This is a genomic window from Micromonospora sp. WMMC250, assembly GCF_027460215.1.
Classification (GTDB): Bacteria; Actinomycetota; Actinomycetes; order Mycobacteriales; family Micromonosporaceae; genus Micromonospora; species Micromonospora taraxaci.
The window spans coordinates 4,558,533-4,574,616 of the sequence record NZ_JAPZBJ010000002.1 but is presented as its reverse complement, the minus strand read 5'-3'; the positions used below and the strand labels follow the sequence as shown (position 1 = coordinate 4,574,616).

General features: G+C 71.7%; 14 protein-coding genes. 12 read left to right on the top strand and 2 right to left on the bottom strand.

Going from position 1 to position 16,084, the window contains the following annotated elements; translation table 11 throughout:
- The first annotated feature begins 168 nt into the window (after nt 1–168).
- The 5 genes from topA to O3438_RS20470 all read left to right on the top strand — a co-directional run bounded on the left by topA (nt 169) and on the right by O3438_RS20470 (nt 6,308).
- Nucleotides 169–3,009 carry a type I DNA topoisomerase gene (gene topA / locus O3438_RS20490; RefSeq protein ID WP_269681461.1) on the top strand — a complete coding sequence of 947 codons (2,841 nt, stop codon included), beginning with the start codon at nt 169–171 and terminating at the stop codon, nt 3,007–3,009.
- Between the two features lie 270 nt (nt 3,010–3,279).
- Nucleotides 3,280–3,912: a TetR/AcrR family transcriptional regulator gene (locus O3438_RS20485; protein WP_269681460.1), complete on the top strand. Its 633-nt coding sequence runs from the start codon at nt 3,280–3,282 to the stop codon at nt 3,910–3,912.
- Entirely contained in the window at nt 3,912–4,211 is a 300-nt protein-coding gene (locus O3438_RS20480) for an antibiotic biosynthesis monooxygenase (RefSeq protein WP_269681459.1), read from the top strand. The genes O3438_RS20485 and O3438_RS20480 overlap by 1 nt, the downstream gene beginning before the upstream one ends.
- The gene (locus tag O3438_RS20475; RefSeq protein ID WP_269681458.1) at nt 4,211–5,191 is read left to right on the top strand and encodes an NADPH:quinone reductase; all 981 of its coding nucleotides are present in this window, start codon (nt 4,211–4,213) and stop codon (nt 5,189–5,191) included. Before O3438_RS20480 ends, O3438_RS20475 begins: the two co-directional genes overlap by 1 nt.
- Before the next feature lie 16 nt (nt 5,192–5,207).
- The gene (locus tag O3438_RS20470; RefSeq protein WP_269681457.1) at nt 5,208–6,308 is read left to right on the top strand and encodes a GDSL-type esterase/lipase family protein; all 1,101 of its coding nucleotides are present in this window, start codon (nt 5,208–5,210) and stop codon (nt 6,306–6,308) included.
- A 35-nt stretch (nt 6,309–6,343) separates the two neighbouring features.
- Here O3438_RS20470 and O3438_RS20465 read toward each other — a convergent pair whose 3' ends face one another.
- Nucleotides 6,344–7,660, bottom strand: coding sequence for a D-arabinono-1,4-lactone oxidase (locus O3438_RS20465; protein ID WP_269681456.1), 1,317 nt, complete (start codon nt 7,658–7,660; stop codon nt 6,344–6,346).
- Between the two features lie 226 nt (nt 7,661–7,886).
- Between O3438_RS20465 and O3438_RS20460 the strand changes: the two genes are divergently transcribed.
- A complete protein-coding gene (locus O3438_RS20460) occupies nt 7,887–8,483 on the top strand; it encodes a TetR family transcriptional regulator (RefSeq protein WP_269683700.1) in 597 nt (198 codons plus the stop codon).
- Nucleotides 8,484–8,515: 32 nt separating this feature from the next.
- Here O3438_RS20460 and O3438_RS20455 read toward each other — a convergent pair whose 3' ends face one another.
- Entirely contained in the window at nt 8,516–9,724 is a 1,209-nt protein-coding gene (locus O3438_RS20455) for an amino acid deaminase/aldolase (RefSeq protein WP_269681455.1), read from the bottom strand.
- A 317-nt stretch (nt 9,725–10,041) separates the two neighbouring features.
- On the opposite strand from O3438_RS20455, the gene tmk reads away from it, so the two are divergent.
- The 6 genes from tmk (at nt 10,042) to O3438_RS20425 (ending at nt 15,983) form a co-directional block, all read left to right on the top strand.
- On the top strand, nt 10,042–12,132 hold the full coding sequence (gene tmk, locus O3438_RS20450) for a dTMP kinase (RefSeq protein WP_269683699.1): 2,091 nt from the start codon (nt 10,042–10,044) through the stop codon (nt 12,130–12,132).
- The gene (locus tag O3438_RS20445; RefSeq protein WP_269681454.1) at nt 12,132–13,397 is read left to right on the top strand and encodes a DNA polymerase III subunit delta'; all 1,266 of its coding nucleotides are present in this window, start codon (nt 12,132–12,134) and stop codon (nt 13,395–13,397) included. Before tmk ends, O3438_RS20445 begins: the two co-directional genes overlap by 1 nt.
- Nucleotides 13,398–13,520: 123 nt before the next feature.
- Complete coding sequence (locus O3438_RS20440) at nt 13,521–13,850, top strand: YbaB/EbfC family nucleoid-associated protein (RefSeq protein ID WP_007454690.1); 330 nt, start codon at nt 13,521–13,523, stop codon at nt 13,848–13,850.
- A 1-nt stretch (nt 13,851) separates the two neighbouring features.
- Nucleotides 13,852–14,157 (top strand): hypothetical protein, encoded by a 306-nt coding sequence (locus O3438_RS20435; RefSeq protein WP_269681453.1) that lies wholly within the window; start codon nt 13,852–13,854, stop codon nt 14,155–14,157.
- Nucleotides 14,157–14,837, top strand: a complete 681-nt coding sequence (locus O3438_RS20430) for a hypothetical protein (RefSeq protein WP_269681452.1) — start codon at nt 14,157–14,159, stop codon at nt 14,835–14,837. Before O3438_RS20435 ends, O3438_RS20430 begins: the two co-directional genes overlap by 1 nt.
- Before the next feature lie 306 nt (nt 14,838–15,143).
- Nucleotides 15,144–15,983: a PSP1 domain-containing protein gene (locus O3438_RS20425; RefSeq protein WP_269681451.1), complete on the top strand. Its 840-nt coding sequence runs from the start codon at nt 15,144–15,146 to the stop codon at nt 15,981–15,983.
- Nucleotides 15,984–16,084 lie beyond the last annotated feature (101 nt).

The following is a 16,084-nucleotide window of genomic DNA, read 5'->3' as shown; positions in this document are numbered from 1 at the left end:
TACGGTGGCGCCGTCCGGCAGTGCCGAAGCGGTTTACCGCCCGCGAAACCCGAAACGCGGGCGGCGCGTTACGTTGGACATCCGGACCGTCGGTGCGACGGCGGGGTCGAAAGCGGTCGCTGCCCGGGCGCCGGCAGGCCACGAGCAGGAGTGAGGTCGGGGAGAGACGTGCCTAGCAACGCTGGAACCACCCGTCTGGTCATCGTCGAGTCACCGGCGAAGGCCAAGACGATCTCGGGCTACCTTGGCCCGGGGTACGTCGTGGAGGCCAGCTTCGGTCACGTCCGCGACCTGCCGCGCAACGCCGCCGACGTGCCGGCCAAGTACAAGGGTGAGCCCTGGGCCCGGCTCGGGGTGGACGTGGACAACGGCTTCCACGCGCTCTACGTCGTCTCCGCCGACCGCAAGCAGCAGATCACCAAGCTGGTGAAGCTGGCCAAGGAGGTCGACGAGATCTTCCTGGCGACGGATGAGGACCGCGAGGGCGAGGCGATCGCCTGGCACCTGGTCGAGACGCTCAAGCCCAAGGTCCCGGTCAAGCGGATGGTCTTCCACGAGATCACCAAGCCGGCGATCCAGGCGGCCGTCGCCAACCCCCGGGAGATCGACCGCGACCTGGTCGACGCCCAGGAAGCACGGCGGATCCTCGACCGGCTCTACGGCTACGAAGTCTCCCCGGTGCTGTGGAAGAAGGTCATGCCGAAACTCTCGGCCGGCCGGGTGCAGTCCGTGGCGACCCGCATCGTGGTCGAGCGGGAGCGGCAGCGGATGGCGTTCCGCACCGCCGAATACTGGGACATCCTGGCCACCCTCGCCGTGGCGAACGCCGGCGAGGGCCCGCGCGCCTTCAACGCCACCCTGATCGCGTTGAACGGCGACCGGATCGCCACCGGTAAGGACTTCGAGCCGACGACGGGTCGCGTCCGTGCCGGCGCCGGCGTCGTGCACCTCGACGAGGGCGGCGCCCGTGGGCTGGCGGCCCGGCTGGAGGGGCGGCCGTTCACCGTCACCCGGGTCGAGGAGAAGCCCTACCGTCGTCGCCCGTACGCGCCGTTCATCACCTCGACCCTCCAGCAGGAGGCGGCCCGCAAGCTGCGCCTGTCGTCACAGCAGACGATGCGCACCGCCCAGCGGCTGTACGAGAACGGCTACATCACCTATATGCGTACCGACTCGGTGAACCTGTCGGAGACCGCCATCTCGGCGGCCCGACGGCAGATCGTCGAGCTGTACGGCGAGCGCAGCGTGCCGCCGGAGCCGCGTCGCTACACCGGCAAGGTGAAGAACGCGCAGGAGGCGCACGAGGCGATCCGCCCGGCGGGGGACAACTTCCGCACCCCGGGCGAGGTCGCCAAGGAGTTGTCGGCCGAGGAGTTCAAGCTCTACGAGCTGATCTGGCGGCGGACCATCGCCTCGCAGATGACCGACGCCGTCGGTTCCAGTGTCTCGGTGCGCATCCGGGCGGTCTCCACCTCCCAGGAGGAAGCCGACTTCGGGGCGACCGGTAAGACGATCACCGACCCGGGCTTCCTGCGCGCGTACGTCGAGTCCAGCGACGACGAGAACGCCGAGGCCGAGGACGCCGAGCGCCGCCTGCCCAACCTGGTCAAGGACCAGCCGCTGACCGCCGACGAGCTGGCCGCGCAGGGTCACCACACCCAGCCGCCGTCGCGCTACACCGAAGCGTCGCTGGTCAAGGCACTGGAGGAGCTGGGCATCGGCCGGCCGTCCACCTACGCGTCGATCATGCAGACGATCCAGGACCGGGGGTACGTCACCAAGCGCGGCCAGGCGATGATCCCGACGTTCCTGGCGTTCGCGGTGATCGGGTTGATGGAGCGGCACTACCCCCGCCTCATCGACTACGACTTCACCGCCTCGATGGAGAACGAGCTGGACGAGATCGCCGGCGGCGACCACGCCGCTGTCGACTTCCTCACCGCGTTCTACTTCGGCAGCGCCAACGGTGCCGGTGACCAGGACATCGCCCGTTCCGGTGGGCTCAAGAAGCTGGTCACCGAAAACCTCAGCGACATCGACGCCCGTAGCGTCAACTCCATCCCGCTCTTCACCGACGACGACGGTCGTGAGGTCGTCGTCCGGGTCGGCCGGTACGGGCCGTACCTCCAGCGGGCGGTGCCCGGCGAGGCCCCGGCGACACCGGCAGAGGGTGAGGAGGGCGGTGCCCAGGGCGACCGGGCGCCGATCCCCGAGGGCCTCGCGCCGGACGAGCTGACCCCGGAGAAGGTCCACGAGCTGTTCCTCGGCGGCGGCGGCGAGCGCAAGCTCGGCGACGACCCGGCCACCGGGGAGCCGATCGTGCTCAAGTCCGGCCGGTTCGGCCCGTACGTGTCCAGCGGCGAGCGCAAGTCGTCGCTGCTGCGAACCCAGACACCGGACTCGCTGACCCTGGAGCAGGCGCTCAAGCTGCTCAGCCTTCCCCGGTTGGTCGGTGTCGCGCCGGACGGCGTCGAGGTGTTCGCGAACAACGGTCGCTACGGCCCGTACGTCAAGCGGGGCGAGGAGTTCCGCTCGCTGGAGTCCGAAGAGCAGATGTTCACGGTCAGCCTGGACGAGGCGCTGGCCCTGCTGGCAGCTCCGAAGACGCGTGGCCGACGGGCCGCCGCGCCGCCGCTGCGTGAGATGGGCGTCGACCCGGCGACCGAGAAGCCGCTGGTGATCAAGGACGGCCGCTTCGGCCCGTACGTCACCGACGGGGAGGTCAACGCCTCCCTGCGGCGTGGGCAGACCCCGGAGGCGCTGACCATCGAGGAAGCCTCCGAGATGCTCGCCGAGAAGCGGGCCAAGGGTCCGGCCCCGCGCAAGAAGGCGGCGGCGAAGAAGGCCCCGGCGAAGAAGGCCACCGCGGCGAAGAAGACGGCTGCGGCCAGCAAGTCCACGGCCGCGAAGAAGACCACGACGGCCAAGGCGACGACAGCCAAGGCGGCGGCCAAGAAGGCCCCGGCGAAGAAGGCCGCCCCGCGCAAGGCGGCCACCAGCACCGAGTGACCCCGCGCCACGAGATCAGGTGAAACGGCCCCCTCCGGGGGCCGTTTTCGCTTTCGGCCAGCGCTGCCCCGGTGATCGTCACGGTTTTCGTGAAGTCGCGGTATCCCGTCACCGCCGACAGCCCGGTTACCGGAAACCGGAGTCGATCTCCGGCTCCGCAGGCACCGGCTCGCTGCCCTGATCGGGGCATAGCAACGCAATGAGGGTGCTTCGTATCACAGTCCGGGTCTCTGCCTACTCGTTTGGCCGGTACGGCCGTACCGTATCGCTATGTCGATCACCCGCCGAAGGCGTGCCGGCGGAGCGAAGCGGGACGCCGTGCTCGACGCCGTGGCAGCGGTGCTCGCCGCCCGGGGTTACGAGAACACGCGGTTCGCGGACGTGTCGGCGGCCGGGGGCGTCGCGATCAGCACCTTGCAGACCTACTTCGGTTCGCGCGAGGACATGGTCATCGAGGCGATGCAGGTGTTCACCGACCGGGAGGTGGACGCCCTGCGAGCGGTGTCCGCCGCCGAAGCCGACCCGTGGCGCCGACTCGTCGCGCTTGTGGACCGGAGTCTGCACAACTCGGAGAGCACCAGGCAGATCCTCGTCGAGTTCTGGCGTTCCGCGATGCGCGACGACGAACTCCGCCACTACAGCGCGGAGGTGCAGACGCGGTACCGGGCGCCGTTTCTGGACGCTGTACTTCAGGGCGCTGAGCGGGGCGCGTTCGAGCTGGCCCACGACGCCGGGGCGGTGACGGATCTGCTGCTGTCGGCCCTGGCCGGGTTGATCGTCTCCCGCGTGCAGCACCATCCCACGCCGTCGCCGACGGAGTTTCGGGATGTCCTGCTGGCCCAGCTCAGGCTGATGTTAGGTGTCAAGGGTCCAACGCCCAGTGCCGACCGGATCGAGGATTGATGACCACCGTCGAGATCACCCGTTTCCGCGTACCAGCCGAGCGCGCCGAGGCTCTGCTGGCCGCACGGCCGGCGATGCTGCGTGACTTCGCGGCCGACCGCGCCGGCTTCCTCGAAGCCCGACTGGTCCGGGTGTCGGCCGACGAATGGCTGGACATTGTTTTTTGGGGCTCCTCGGAGGACTTCGCCGAATCGCGGCGCCGAGGCGCGGACCGGCCCGGCATCCAGGCCTTCTTCTCGCTGATCGACTCGGTGATCAGCGTCGAGGAGGGCACCACGACCGAGGCGGCGGGTGCCTGATGCGCGCGGCGTGGTACGACCGGCAGGGCCCGCCGCGCGAAGTGCTCCAGGTCGGTGAGCTGCCCGACCCGCAGCCGGGCGAGGGTGAGGTCCGGGTGCGGGTGGCGGTCTCCGGGATCCACGTCGGTGACCTTGGTAAACGGCAGGGATGGTGGGGGTCCACCATGTCGTTTCCCCGGGTCGTCCCGCACGGCGACGGCGCCGGAGTGATCGACGCGGTCGGATCGGGTGTCGACCCCTCCCGCGTCGGCGAACGGGTCTGGGTCTATCTCGCGCAGTCGTACCGCCCGTTCGGCACCGCCGCCGAGTACACGGTCGTGCCGGCCCGGCACGCCGTGGCGCTGCCGGCGGAGGTGCCGTACGAGCAGGCCGCCGGGCTCGGCATCCCGGGCATTACCGCCCATCGGGCGATCTTCGCGGATGGTCCGGTGGACGGGCAAAGGGTCGTCGTCACCGGTGCCCTCGGCGCTGTCGGACGGGCCGCGTTGGCGGTGGCCCGCCGGGCCGGCGCCCTGGTGATCGCGACAGTCCGCACGCCCGAGCAGGTCGAACAGGCACTGGCAGCGGGCGCGCACCACGCGGTCGACGTCGCCAGTGGCGATGTCGCCACCAGGATCCTCGACCACACCGGTGGGGAACCGATCGACCGGGTGGCCGAGTTGGCCTTCGACGCCAACCTGGCGACCAACCTTGAGATCCTGCGCATCGGTGGCGTCATCGCCACGTACGCGACGGTCGCCGCCGAGCCGGCCATCCCGTACTGGCCGCTCGGCTTCCAGAACATCACTGTGCGTTTTCTCAGCAACGACGACTTCCCGGAGTCGGCGAACGAGGCCGCCTCCGTCGAGCTGACGGCAGCGCTGGTCGCCGGTGACCTGCGCTACCCGATCGCCGCCCGGTTGCCCCTGACGGGGATCGCCGAGGCACACGAACTGGTCGAGCACGGGTCGGCCGGAGGCCGAGTCGTACTGGATATCTGAAGGGCACCCGACGACCATGATCTGGACAGCCGGGTTCCGCACCGCCGTGATCAGTCCGTACGAGCGACTCCAGTTCAGCGAACCCCGTAGCTTCGCCGACCAGACCGTCCGTCAGGTGCTGCACCTGGCCGGCGGTGGGGAGGCCTTCCGCGTACGCCTGACGAACCGCTACGGGCGTACCCCGTTGACCGTCGGGGCCGCCACGGTCGTGGTCGGTGACCGGCCGGTGGCACTGACCTTCGACGGTGCCGCGCGCCGTGTCATCCCGGCGGGCGGGGAGGCCGTCACGGACCCGGTCGGCACTCCCGTGTCCGCCGGCGCGGACCTGGTCGTGAGCCTCTACCTCCCGGAGCGGACCGACCTGGCCACCCACTCCCACAAGCCTGCGGAACTCGCTCGGATAGCCGACGGCAACCAGGTCACGACTTCCCAGCCGGTGTGGACGGCGCAGGTCGAAGCACGGTTCTACATCTCCGGCGTCGACGTGCTCGTCCCGCCTGACACCACAGTCGGCGTGGCCTTCGGTGACTCGTGGTTCGAGGGGGTCGGCACCACGACCAGCGCCAACCGCCGCTCGGTCGACGTCCTCAACCGGCGGCTGGAGCGCGGGTGGGTCGTCAACCAGGGCATCGCCGGTAACCGGCTCCTGCGCGACACGGTCGGCGAACACGGGCTGGCACGCTTCGACCGCGACGTCCTCTCGATACCGGCGGTGACCCACGTCCTGGTCCACTTCGGTATCAACGACCTGGGTCTACCCGTAATGCTGGGCGAGCCTCCCGTCACGGCCGGCGACCTGGTCGAGGGTTTCCGTGAGCTGGCCGACCGCGCCCACGGTGCCGGCCTGAGGATTCTCGCCGCCACCATCGGTCCGTTCGCGGGTGCCGGCCCCGAGATCAGCACGCCGGAGGGCCTTGCGATCCGACGAGAGGTGAACGACTGGATGCGGACGACCGACACCTTCGACGCCGTCTTCGACGTGGCGCGCGCCGTCGCGAACCCGCACGCCCTCGACCACATCCACCCGGCGCTGGACAGCGGCGACGGCATGCACCTGAACGACAGGGGCGCCGAAGCCATGGCCGGTGCCGTCAACCTGGACGACCTCGCGCTCTAGCGACGGGCCGGGGGGCGGCGCGGCGGGGGAGAGCCTTACGCGCCGAGGACGTGGGTGAGGTGGGGGTTGGTGAAGACGCGGTTCGGGTCCAGGCGGTCGCGGACGGCCTGGAAGTCGGCGAAGCGGGGGTAGGCCGCGGCCAGCGACGCGGCGTCGCGGTAGTGCATCTTGCCCCAGTGCGGGCGGCCGCCCAGCCCGGCGGCCACCTGCTCGAAGGCCCGGAAGTACGGCTCGTACGGCATGCCTACGTACTGGTGCACGGCGATGTAGGCGTTGTCCCGTCCGTAGCCGTGGGAGAGCCAGATGTCGTCGGCGGCGGTGAAGCGCACCTCGACCGGGAAGAGCACCTTGAACGGCAGGCCGTCGACGATCCGGCGGAGCGCGGCGAGCGCCTCGGGCAGCGCCTCGCGGGGCAGCCCGTACTCCATCTCCATGAAGCGGACCCGGCGCGGGGTGCAGAACACCCGGTCGGAGCGGCCGGTGTACCGGCGTTCGGTGAGGGCGCGGGCGGAGACCGCGCTGATCCCCGGCGCGAGGGCGGGCACGGCCCGGCCGAGTCGGCAGGCCCCGGCGAAGACCCGGTTGGACAGGAAGTCGTCGTCCAGCCAGCCGCGCCAGCGCGACAGCGGCCGGTCGTTGGCGGGTACCCGGTCGTTGGCCTTGACCTGGACCCGGGACGTGTACGGGAACCAGTAGAACTCGACGTGGTCGTGACGGCCGATCAGCGCGGGCAGTTCGCCGAGCACATCGGCCATCTCGGCCGGGCGTTCGTGGGCGTGCAGTACGAAGGCGTCCACACAGCGCAGCGTCACCTCGACCAGTACGCCGAGCGCCCCGAGCGACACCCGGGCGGCGGCGAGGACGTCGGGGTTCTCGTCGGCGGAGCAGTGCAGCACCTCGCCGGTGCCGGTGACCAGTGTGATCGCCTCGACGAAGGTGGAGAGGCACCCGTAGCCGGCGCCGGTGCCGTGGGTGCCCGTGGAGATCGCCCCGGCGACGGTCTGCGCGTCGATGTCGCCGAGGTTGGGCAGTGCGAGGCCGTGCCGGGCGAGCAGGCTGTTGAGCGTGTGCAGTGTCATTCCCGCCGGTACGGTGACCAGCCGGCGGGCGACGTCGACGCTGACCGGGGTCTCCAGCTCGGACAGTTCCATCCGGCGGTCGTCGGCGAGTGCGACGGCGGTGAACGAGTGGCCGCTGCCGGTCACGCGGATCCGGCCACCGGTGGCGACGGCGTCCTGGACGGCTTCTGCGACGTCGGTCGGCGAGCCGGGGCGCAGGATCGCGGTGGCGCTGCCACGCTGGTTGCCGGCCCAGTTGGACCAGGTAGCGGTGAGCGATGCGGTGCCGACCATGCGCGCTCCTCATTCATGAATATGAACTGACTTCATATCAGGAACGTTGTACCTGGTAAATACCGCAATTGCGATCCGCTCGTTGTACCGGTAGTCACGGACTCGTGACGTGGAGATATGTTCATCCGTCGAAGGGGGGTGGCGCAGAGTGTCCACACCAGCCGCCACGACCGGTCCGCTGCGCCGCGTACCGGTGCAGGGTCGAAGTGTCGCGCGGGTACAGCGCATGTTGGATGCCTGCGCCGAACTCGTTGACGAGGTGGGGTACGAGGGGCTGACCACGACCCTGCTCGCCGAGCGGGCCGAGGTGGCGATCGGGTCGGTGTACCAGTTCTTCCCGGACAAGCGGGCAATCGTGCAGGCGCTGACCCTGCGCACGATGGAGTCCTACCTCCAGCGCCTCGACGAGCGGTTCGCCTCCGACGAGATGACCCACTGGTGGGACGGCGTCGACGCCGGGATCGACGAGTACATCACCATGCACCGCACCGTCCCCGGCTTCCGTACCCTGCACTTCGGCGACGTGGTCGACCTGCACCTGCTCGACGAGCAGCGGGACAACAACGGCGTGATCGCCGACCAGTTGGCCCGGGTGCTCACCGAGCGTTTCGGGCTCACCGACGTACCGAAGCTGCGCTTCGTCCTGGAGATCGCGGTCGAGGCGGCGGACGCGCTGATCAAGCTCGCGTTCCGGCGCAAGTCCGACGGTGACGAGCGGGTGCTGCTCGAGGCGAAGGCGCTGATCCGGGAGTACCTGCACCGGCAGGTCGACGGCGAGGACAGCGGTCGGCCCGCTGTCGGCCAGCAGGCCCAGCCCGCCTGATCCGTGCTCGCGGCCCGGGGGCGGGCGTCGGGTCAGAGGAACGCCTGCCCCTCCCCCCGGTAGGTGGGCACGCTCGCCACGACCGTGTCCCCCTCGACCAGGTGCAGGTCGTTGACCCGTTCGCAGAGTTCGCCGGCCTTGGCGTGCCGGAACCACACCCGGTCGCCGACGCGCAGGGTGGCCGCCGCCGCGCCGGACAGCGGGGTCTGCACCTCACCGGCGCCCTCGGTGCCGACCAGCTTGAGCCCGGCCGGCAGCCACGGCCGAGGTAGCCGGCTGTCGGCGGCTGGACCGGAGGCGATCCAGCCGCCACCGAGCACCGTCGCCAGCTCCGGCGTCGGCCGGCGGACCACCGCGCAGGCGAAGAAGGCCGCCGGAGTGGGTCGCCAGGCGCGGTACGCGTCGAACAGCGTCGGCCCGTACAGACCCGATCCCGCGGTGATCTCGGTTACCGCGGGATCGGCGCTGGTCGCCGCCACGCTGCCGGTGCCGCCGCCGTTGACGAACTCCAGGTCGGCGTGTTCGCGTACCGCGGCCACCGCCGCACCTCGGCGGGCCAGCAACTCGCGGTACGACCCGCGCTGGGCCAGCCTGATCGCGCCGGCCAGCAGCGTCTGCCCCGGCGGCGCGTCGCCCAGGCCGGCGATCTGCGCCTCGTACGACATGAGCCCGACCAGCCGGAAGCCGGCGCGGCCGGCGACGGTGGCGGCGAGCGCGCCGGCCGCCCGTGCGCTGTGCACCGGTGAGCGGCGGACGCCGACGTGCACCCGCCCCCGGATCGGCCGCCAGGAGGCGTCCAGGTCGAGGCAGAGGCGTAGCTCGGCGCGTTGCCCGGGGGCCCGGACGGCGTCGATCAGGTCGAGTTGCCCGGTGCCGTCGATCATGAGGGTGATCGCGGCGGCCAGGGTCGGGTCGGCGGCCAGCTCGGCGATCGCGGCCCGGTCCGCGCTCGGGTACGCGACCAGGACGTCGTCGCTCACACCGGCACGAACCAGCCAGATCGCCTCGGGCAGTGTGAACGCCATGATCCCCTGCCAGCCGGGGCGGGCGAGGGCCCGACTGATCAACTCTCGGCTGCGCACCGACTTGCTGGCCAGGCGGACCGGTTTGCCGCCGGCCAACTCGGCCAGGGCTGCCGAGTTGGCGTCGAAGGCGGTGAGGTCGACCACGGCGTAGGGCGGGTCGAGGTGGGCGGTCGCCCGATCCAGGCGCTCGCGAAGTTTGTCGCTTTCGATGGCCACGTGTGCACGCTAACTGTCCGACGGCGAATGCGAAATACCCTCGCGTACGTCCGGGCTGCGGCCGGTGGCTCCGGCGGCCTAGGCTCAGCGAGCAGGAGAATGTCGCCGGTGGGGTGGCCCCCCACCGGGTCTAGAGTGTTCCACCGGAGGCGCCCAGTGATGGGCCGGCACGTGGAGGTACGGCCATCGAAAGCCAGAACAGCGGCGAGTCGCCCGGCGTGTCGCGCTCCGGCGATCGATCCGATGCCGCTGCCAATCAGCCCAGCGGCGGTCAGGTCGACCCGTCCGGCTATGCCGCCATCCGGTCAGTTCTGCGCATCCAGCCGTTCCGCCGGCTCTGGATCGTGCTCGGTGCGGCCTCCTTCGGTGACTGGCTCGGCCTGTTGGCCACCGCGCTCTTCGCCGCCTCGCAGGTGCAGGGCAGCACCGCCCAGGGTGCCGCGTTCGGTGGGGTCACCGCGATCCGGCTGTTGCCCGCGCTGGTGCTCGGCCCGGTGGCCGGCGTCTTCGCCGACCGGTTCGACAGGCGCTGGACGATGGTCATCTGTGACCTGCTGCGCTTCGTGCTCTTCGCCTCCATTCCGCTCTACGCCCTCTCCGGCGCGGCCGGTGGCCTGGTGGTGGGCTGGGCGCTGATCGCCACGTTCCTGATCGAGTCGCTCACCCTGCTCTGGATCCCGGCCAAGGAGGCCGCGGTCCCGAACCTGATCCCGCGCGCCCGGCTGGAGGCGGCCAACCAGCTCACCCTGATCACCACGTACGGCCTCACCCCGGTCGCCGCCGCCATCGGCCTCGCCGTGCTCGACCGAGGCGTCCGTGGTGCCGTCGGCGGCGACCTACCCGACTGGGCCGAGCCGGCCCAGCTCGCGCTCTGGATCAACTCCTTCTCCCGACTCGCCACCGCACTGGTGGTGGCGTTCGGGATCAAGGAGATCAGCGACGCGCAACGCGGTGAGGCCGAACGTGCCGAGCAGAGCATGTTCCGGCAGTTCTCCGAGGGCTGGAAGTACATCGGCCAGACCCCGCTCGTCCGTGGCCTGGTGCTGGGCATCTTCGGCGCGTTCGCCGGTGGCGGCATCGTGGTCGGCACGGCCAAGTTCTTCGCCAACTCGCTGGGCGCCGGCGACGCCGCGTTCTCCCTGCTCTTCGGCGCCATCTTCGTCGGCCTGGCGCTCGGCATCGGGCTCGGCCCGATGATCGTCAAGGAGATGTCCCGGCGTCGCTGGTTCGGCATGAGCATCGTGCTCGCCAGCGCCGCCGTGATGACCCTCGCCTTCGCCATCCACCTGTCCATGGCGATCGTCGGTGCGGTGCTGGTCGGTGCTGGCGCCGGGATGGCATTCCTGGCCGGCACGACGCTGCTCGGTGGCGAGGTGGCCGACGAGGTGCGCGGTCGCGTCTTCGCCGTGGTGCAGATCGGCACCCGGCTGGTGCTGATCCTGGCCATCGGGCTGAGCAGTGTGTTGGTCGGCGTCGGCGGCTCCCGCAAGTTGGCCATCGCCGACCTGGGCGTGTCCATCTCCTCGACCCGACTGCTGCTGCTCGCCGCCGGTGCGGCCGGCATCTTCGCCGGGATCAGCGCGTTCGGCCAGATGGACGACAAGAAGGGCGTCCCCGTCCTCGCCGACCTCTGGGGCTCGATCCGGGGCCGTCCGTTGATGCCCTCCGAGCCGTTCGTCTCCACCGGGCTGTTCGTGGTGTTCGAGGGCGGCGAGGGCGCCGGCAAGTCCACCCAGCTCGCCGCGCTCGCCGAGCGGCTGCGCGGCCAGGGGCGCGACGTGGTGGTCACCCGGGAACCGGGGGCGACAGCTGTCGGTCAGCGGATCCGGTCGCTGGTGCTGGACACGTCCGGCGACGCAGCCCCCTCGCCGCGGGCCGAGGCGTTGCTCTACGCCGCCGACCGCGCACACCACGTGGCCGCCGTGGTCCGGCCCGCGCTGGTCCGGGGCGGAGTGGTGATCAGCGATCGGTACGTCGACTCGTCTCTGGCGTACCAGGGAGCGGGCCGGACGCTGCCCGTCGACGAGGTCTCCTGGCTCTCCTCCTGGGCCACCGGTGGGCTCAAGCCCGACCTGGTGGTGCTGCTGGACGTCGAGCCACACACCGGCCTGTCCCGGGTCGCCTCGCGCAACGCCGGCACCGACCGGCTGGAGGCCGAGTCGGTCGCCTTCCACGAGCGCGTCCGGTACGCCTTCCTCGACCTCGCCGCCGCCGACCCGAAGCGCTACCTGGTCCTCGACGCGTCCCGACCGGCCGACGAGATCAGCGGGCAGGTGGTCCGCCGTGTCGAGGAGATGCTCGGCAGCCCGGGCGGCATCGTGCACCCCCGGCCGGCGCAGGGCCCGGACACCTCGGTGCAGCCAGAGTTATCCGACGCGGAGCTGGTGACGATGGAGCACAAGACCTGATGCCGGACGTCTTCGCCGACCTGGTCGGTCAGGACGAGGCGGTGACCGAGCTGCGCCGGGCCGCCGCCGCGGCGGCGGCCGTGCTGCGCGCGGGCGCGGTCGACCGGGCGCCCGCGCTGATCGCCGCCGGCGACGCCGACGCGCTCGCTGGCGACACCCCGGCCGGCGGGGTGGACCCGGCCGCCGGGATGACCCACGCCTGGATCTTCACCGGCCCTCCCGGCTCCGGCCGCTCGGTCGCCGCCCGGGCGTTCGCCGCCGCACTCCAGTGCGTGCACGGCACCGGCTGCGGTGAGTGCCCCGGCTGCCGCACCACGATGGGCGGCACCCACGCCGACGTCCGGCTGGTGGTGCCGGAAGGGCTGTCCATCGGCGTTAACGAGATGCGTGCGCTGGTGCTGCGGGCGGCCAGCACCCCCTCGGGCGGCCGCTGGCAGGTGGTGATCATCGAGGACGCCGACCGGCTCACCGAGGCCGCCGGCAACGCGCTGCTCAAGGCGATCGAGGAACCCCCGCCGCGTACGGTCTTCCTGCTCTGCGCGCCGTCCACCCACCCGGACGACATCTCGGTGACCATCCGGTCGCGCTGTCGCGTCGTACCCCTGCGGCAGCCGCCGGCCACCGCGGTGGCCGAGGTGCTGGTCCGTCGGGACGGCGTCGCGCCCGACGTGGCGCAGTGGGCGGCGGCGGCAGCGCAGGGGCACGTGGGTCGGGCCCGCCGCCTGGCCCGCGACCCGGAGGCACGCAAGCGGCGCGAGGCGGTGCTCGCGGTGCCCCGCCGGTTGACAGGTGTCGGCGCGGCGTTCGACGCGGCGTCCGCGCTGATCGAGGCGGCCGAGGCGGAGGCAGCGGCATCGGTCACCGAGGCCGACGCGGCCGAGCGGGCGGCACTGGAGACCGCGCTCGGCGCGGGTGGCACCGGCCGGGGCGCGTCCGGCGCGATCCGGGGTGCCGCCGGTCAGCTCAAGGAGTTGGAGAAGCGGCAGAAATCCCGGGCCACCCGGGCCCAGCGGGACGCGCTGGACCGGGCGCTCGTCGACCTGGCCGGCTTCTACCGGGACGCGCTCACGATGGCGCTGCGCGCGCCCGTCGCCCCGGTGCACACCGACACCGCCGCGTTGGCCGGTGCCGGCGCGCAGAAGTGGGACGCCGAGGGGGCACTGCGCCGGCTGGAGGCCGTGCTCGCCTGCCGGGCGGCCATCGAGTCGAACGTGAAACCGCGGATCGCTGTCGAGGCGATGATGCTCGCCCTCTGGAAGGGCTGACCCGCACCCCTCCGACCGTTGTCCACAGGCATCGACAGGTCCGATTGCTGTGCGGTACGGTCCGTGTGCCGTGGTGACGGTGAGGGCACGCTGAGTGAGGAATCACCCGGGAGGAGTCGGCCGATGCCGCGGGGGGAGATCGACGAAGCCTGGATCGAGGAGGCGGTGCGGCGCTACCGCCGCATCGAGTCGCTACAGGCCGAGTTCGACCAGGCGGTGTCGACCGTCGAGGTCACCGTCCGGTCCCCGGACGGTCTGGTCGAGGTGGTGGTGACCGCCGGGGGGCGGATCACCGACGTCCGGTTCCTTGGGCCGTTGCACACCCGCAGCCCTCGAGACGTGGCCGGCTCCGTTCAGGCGGCGGTCACCGCGGCGGCGGACGCCGCCGAATGGGCCCGGGAAAAGTTGCACAACGAGACGTTCGCCGCCTACCGACCGCTCGCGGGAGCCTGAGATGGACACACTGCGCGCGCTCTCCGCCCGACTCGACGAGGCGAGCGCCACGCTCACCGTCGTCTCGCACACCGTCACCGCCACCGACCCGTCGCAGGCCGCGTTCGGTGCCGACGCCCCGGGTCGGCCCGGCGAGATCGGTCGTGCCTTGCACCGGCAGTGGACCACCGCCACCGACGACCGGGCCCGCGAGGCCCGCGCCGCCGCCGGTCGACTGGCCACCGCCGCCGCAGCGGTGCGGGAGGCCGCCGACCGCTATGCCGACGTCGACCGGGCGGCCCGCCGCCGGCTCGCCGGAGAGCAGTGATGGACGCGCTGGACCGGCTCGCCGAGCCCGGCCTCGACCTGCTGCGCCGGGTGGATTCCCTCATCGCGGCGGGAGTCCCGGAGGGTCACCGGGTCTGGCCGCTGCTGCGTCGGATGCAGGTGCTGCCGGGCGACGCGGTGCGCGGCTTCCTCGACCTCCACCCCGCGCCGCTCGCCGCCGCCGGGCACGCGGTGCGCCGGCTCGTCCGGGGGTACGACGACGTCTCCGCCGCGCTCACCGACGCGGTGCTCTGGTCCGGCCCGGCCGCCACGGCGTACGGGCAGCAGCGGGCGGCACTGCTGCACCACCTCGACGAGGGGCCGGACAGCCTGGTCGGGCGGCTCGAATCCACAGCCGGCTACGCCGACGCTCTCGCCGACTGGGTGGAGGGCAGCCGACTCGCGCTGGCCCGGACGCTGGCCGACGTGCTGCGCTCCGCGGAAGCGGTAGCCGTGGTCGCCGCCACCGCCACCGGTGTGTCGACGCGGCCCGGGCCGGTCGGCCCCGGCGTTGCCGACGCGGCCGAGATCGCCGCACGGGTGCTGGCGGTGCTCTGCGTGGCGTACGACGGTGCGGAGACGCTGCTGCGTCAGTGGGCGCCGAGCCTCGCCGAGGCGACGTGGCGGCCACCGATGGAGGGGCGACCCCGCTACGACCAGCCCACCCGGGTCGGCTGGTAGCCGGCGCCCGGTCCTTGGCCGTCGCCGCACAGGTCCCGGACAGACCACGGCGTCGCTCATGGGCGCCTGACCTGAGTCGGCTCCCCGGCGACGCCGTGGTCTTCCCCCTGCACCCCCCGCAGGTATGCCTTCACTCAACGCTGTCGGGGTGCGTCTTGTCTCCTGCCCGGGCCCGGATTCAACCGTCCGGGCGAGGAGCAACGGCACGACGGGCCGCCCGGCAATAGGTCGATTCGACGGTCATGGATGCGAGTGGCGTCATCGACCGAGGTGCTCTCCACCACGAAGGCGTCGTAGGGTGGGGGGATGGGCATGCTCTGCGCGGTCAGCTTCAACCGGTACGGGCGGCTCTACTACCTCGATCCCGGTGAGTTGCGCCCGCAGGTCGGCGACAAGGTGCTGGTGCCCACCGACGACGGGCCCGAGGTGGCGGAGTGCGTGTGGGCCGCGCAGTGGGTGACCGAGGAGACCGACGGTTTCCCCCGGTTGCTGGGCCTGGCCGCCGACGACGACCTTCGGCGGGACGAGACGCTGCGTCGCCGCAAGGCCGAGGCCAAGGTGGCCGCGAAACGGCTCATCCGCTCGCACGGCCTGCCGATGAAGGTGGTTGCCGTCGACCACGTGCTCGGCTCCGCCGAGGGCGGCGGCGAGCGCAGCACCGTGTACTTCACCGCACCGCACCGGGTGGACTTCCGTTCCCTGGTCCGCGACCTGGGCGCCACCCTGCACTGCCGGGTCGAGCTGCGTCAGCTCTCCGCCCGCGACTCGGCGCGCGTGCAGGGCGGCATCGGCTCCTGCGGTCGGGACCTGTGCTGCGCCACCTTCCTGACCGACTTCGAACCGGTGACCATCCGGATGGCGAAGGACCAAGACCTGCCACTGAACCCGCTGCGCATCTCCGGTGCGTGTGGCCGGCTGATGTGCTGTCTGAAGTACGAACATCCGCTGTATCAAAGATTTCAGGAGACCGCCCCGGCGGTCGGCAGCCGGGTCTCCACGCCCGAGGGTGACGGCCGGGTGGTCGGGCACAGCGTCCCGAGAGACGCGGTGACGGTCCGACTGGACGCCGACGGCTCCCGCTGCTCCTGCTCCCGCGCCTCCGTCTGCGCCCCCCGCCAAGCCCACGACCAGCACTACACCCCCTAAAACCCCACCCCCCGGGCCGCGCCCCCCGCGCCCCCCGGCCGCGCCCTCCCGCCGCGCCCTCGGCGGTGATCAAGAGGTTTGCGTCATGCTCGGCTCGGTTT

What these genes read in the sequence shown, in the direction of transcription:
- O3438_RS20440 (WP_007454690.1), top strand. Translation starts at nt 13,521, where the DNA reads ATGCCGCGGGGGGAGATCGACGAAGCCTGGATCGAGGAGGCGGTGCGG.
- O3438_RS20480 (WP_269681459.1), top strand. Translation starts at nt 3,912, where the DNA reads ATGACCACCGTCGAGATCACCCGTTTCCGCGTACCAGCCGAGCGCGCC.
- O3438_RS20470 (WP_269681457.1), top strand. Translation starts at nt 5,208, where the DNA reads ATGATCTGGACAGCCGGGTTCCGCACCGCCGTGATCAGTCCGTACGAG.
- O3438_RS20445 (WP_269681454.1), top strand. Translation starts at nt 12,132, where the DNA reads ATGCCGGACGTCTTCGCCGACCTGGTCGGTCAGGACGAGGCGGTGACC.
- O3438_RS20485 (WP_269681460.1), top strand. Translation starts at nt 3,280, where the DNA reads ATGTCGATCACCCGCCGAAGGCGTGCCGGCGGAGCGAAGCGGGACGCC.
- O3438_RS20435 (WP_269681453.1), top strand. Translation starts at nt 13,852, where the DNA reads ATGGACACACTGCGCGCGCTCTCCGCCCGACTCGACGAGGCGAGCGCC.
- O3438_RS20475 (WP_269681458.1), top strand. Translation starts at nt 4,211, where the DNA reads ATGCGCGCGGCGTGGTACGACCGGCAGGGCCCGCCGCGCGAAGTGCTC.
- O3438_RS20425 (WP_269681451.1), top strand. Translation starts at nt 15,144, where the DNA reads ATGGGCATGCTCTGCGCGGTCAGCTTCAACCGGTACGGGCGGCTCTAC.
- O3438_RS20430 (WP_269681452.1), top strand. Translation starts at nt 14,157, where the DNA reads ATGGACGCGCTGGACCGGCTCGCCGAGCCCGGCCTCGACCTGCTGCGC.
- O3438_RS20460 (WP_269683700.1), top strand. Translation starts at nt 7,887, where the DNA reads ATGTTGGATGCCTGCGCCGAACTCGTTGACGAGGTGGGGTACGAGGGG.
- O3438_RS20465 (WP_269681456.1), bottom strand. Translation starts at nt 7,660, where the DNA reads ATGGTCGGCACCGCATCGCTCACCGCTACCTGGTCCAACTGGGCCGGC.